The following is a 2698-nucleotide window of genomic DNA, read 5'->3' as shown; positions in this document are numbered from 1 at the left end:
GGATATAATAATCTGCGATCTTGACCATCGGCTCCGATGGAAGGGAGGAGCATATGAGTTAATAGCGATATGAAGAGAACATACCAACCTCACAACACTAAGAGAAAGAATAAGCACGGCTTCCGCGCTCGCATGGCATCAGCCGGTGGTCGTCGCGTGCTGGCAGCCCGTCGTGCTAAGGGTCGCGCCAAGCTGAGTGTCTCGGACGAGTTTTCCGCTCGCTGATCTGAGGGTAGACCCTAAAGGCTTATAGACCTTGACTGACAACTGCTGTCGGTCGAGGTCTAACTTTTTCTAAAAGAAGCGTAATAATGAGGTTGTTTCCGCCGTATCCATAGCGTGTCCCTTGCTTTCCCACTATTTATCCCTAACTTTGCTCTACGCAAGAGCGACAGATCTCGTCTGAGTGTCGGCTCTTGGACTTAAGTTTGACACTAAACAACTACAGAAGATTATGAAACTAAGAAATGTAATCCTCGGCTCACTCCTCGGAGTATTTGCCCTCGGTGCAACGGCCAACGCTCAGATCGGCTTCATCGTACGTGGTGGCTACCAGGCTGCCAATATCACCGGTAGCTCATTTGATACCAAGATCGCTCACGGTGCTCGTGCCGGTGTCGCTGCCGACATCACCGTATATGACGGTGGTATGAGCCGTATCTCCATCCAGCCCGGTGTAGACTTCGCTATGAAGGGCTACAAGGTGGGTGAGATCAAGAAGGACGACAAGATCGCCGCCAGCAGCACCACCAATCTCTACTACGTAGACATCCCCGTCCTCGCCAACTTCGCTTTCGACCTCGGCAATGACCTCGGTGTCTTCGTCAATGCAGGTCCCTACCTCGGTGTAGGTGTTGGAGGTAAGACTACCATGGAGGGTAAGTTCTTTGGCTTCGATGGTAAGTCCGACAAGGACATCAAGCCCTTCGATCAGGACAACGGCTTCCTCAATCGTCTCGACTGGGGTGCTCAGGTCGGTGCCGGTGTGGAGTACAACCACTTACAGGTAGGTGTAGGTACGCAGTTCGGTATCGGTGATATCCGTAACGACAACTGGAAGAAGGGTAACGAGGACAAGGCTATCCGCAATAGCAACTTCTTCGTTACTGTCGGCTACCGCTTCTGATCCGCTTAGATAGAGCAGTAATAGCACAGGCGGGTCGTCTCTTATCGGAGGCGACCCGCCTTTTCTTCGTACATTTGTCCCACAGGACAGACACTCTATGGCAGCTCAAGGAGGAAATAAGCAGAAACTAAAGCAGCGACAAAAGCTCTCCGCCCGACAGATCCAGCTGATGCAGATGGTGATGCTCCCGCAGACGGAGCTGTCGCAGCGCATCAAGCAGGAGCTGGAGCGCAATCCCGCACTCGAGGAGGGAAGTGAGGAGAGGGACGACTACGAGGAACTCTCCGACACCGAGGAGCGATCCCCGGAAGAGATCGATGCCGGCGACTACACCGACGCAGACGATATCCCCGGATCTGCCTACAAGTACGGCGCCCGATCCGAGGGAGCCTCTGCGTCGGAGATCCCCTTCGCCGACACGCCGACGCTGACGGAGTACCTCCGTCGGCAGCTCTATATGACCGATCTCGATGAGGAGCAGCGGCAGATAGCTACCTTCGTGATCGGCAGTCTGGAGGACGACGGCTACCTGCGGCAGACTGTCGAGGGGCTGGCGGACGACCTGGCGATCTATCAGGGGATCTACTGCACGCCCGATGAGGTGGAGACGGTGGTCGAGGTGATCCGCACGCTCGACCCTGCAGGAGTGGGGGCAAGGGATCTCCGCGACTGCCTTCTTTTGCAGCTGGAGCGCCATGATCCGGAGTCGGATACTGTTCGGCTTGCGAGGCGCCTGCTGACCGACCACTTCGACCTCCTCTCCAGGCGTCACTACGCCGCTCTCAGTGAGGCCTGCGATGCAGATGATGATCAGATCCGCGAGGCAATCAGACTGATCGTCTCCCTCAACCCCACCCCCGGACTCGACTTCGGCACCAGGATGGAGGGCAATGCCCAGACCGTCATCCCTGACTTCATCGTCACGGAGAGCAATGGTGACCTTATCGTGACGCTCAATAATGGCGACATCCCTGAGGTGCGGGTCAATCGTCAGTTTGAGGAGGAGATGAGTGCCTACACCGGCGACCTGAGGGGACTACCGCGAGAGCAGAGGGAGGCGGGGAAGTTTGTCAAGGGCAAGCTCGATGCTGCCCGCACGTTCGTGGACATGATCCGCCAGCGACGAGAGACCCTAATGTCGACGATGATGTGCATCGTAGATATGCAGCGCGAGTACTTCCTCAGCGGAGATATCTCCACGCTCCGTCCGATGATCCTCAAGGACGTCGCAGACCGCATCGGGTACGACATCAGCACCATCTCCCGCGTCACGTCGACGAAGTATGTGCAGACCGACTTCGGCACCTTCCCCCTTCGCCACTTCTTCAGCGAGGGCACGATCCGGGACGACGGTGAGGAGGTATCCACGCGGCACGTGCGTCAGATCCTCCGCGAGATCATCGATGAGGAGGATAAACGTCGACCGCTGTCAGATGAGGCGCTCAGTAAGGCGCTTAAGGAGCAAGGCTACGACGTCGCTCGCCGCACCGTGGCTAAGTACAGGGATGGGATGGGGATCCCTGTTGCAAGATTGAGAAAAGAATTCTAAATTTGTACTGGAGATATTTGCCA

General features: G+C 56.2%; 3 protein-coding genes. All 3 read left to right on the top strand.

Annotation, left to right across the window (positions count from 1 at the left end; genetic code table 11):
• Positions 1 to 69: 69 nt before the first annotated feature.
• Positions 70 to 225, top strand: coding sequence for a 50S ribosomal protein L34 (gene rpmH / locus Q0F21_RS06995; protein WP_026170497.1), 156 nt, complete (start codon positions 70 to 72; stop codon positions 223 to 225).
• Positions 226 to 454: 229 nt separating this feature from the next.
• A complete protein-coding gene (locus Q0F21_RS06990) occupies positions 455 to 1126 on the top strand; it encodes a porin family protein (protein ID WP_297238603.1) in 672 nt (223 codons plus the stop codon).
• Positions 1127 to 1223: 97 nt separating this feature from the next.
• Positions 1224 to 2675 carry an RNA polymerase factor sigma-54 gene (gene rpoN, locus Q0F21_RS06985; protein ID WP_297238601.1) on the top strand — a complete coding sequence of 484 codons (1452 nt, stop codon included), beginning with the start codon at positions 1224 to 1226 and terminating at the stop codon, positions 2673 to 2675.
• The last annotated feature ends 23 nt before the right edge of the window (positions 2676 to 2698 follow it).

This window comes from uncultured Porphyromonas sp. (assembly GCF_934359325.1).
In the GTDB taxonomy this organism is placed as follows: domain Bacteria; phylum Bacteroidota; class Bacteroidia; order Bacteroidales; family Porphyromonadaceae; genus Porphyromonas_A.
Note: the sequence above shows the minus strand (reverse complement) of the source record. Positions and strands in the feature narration are given on the sequence as shown.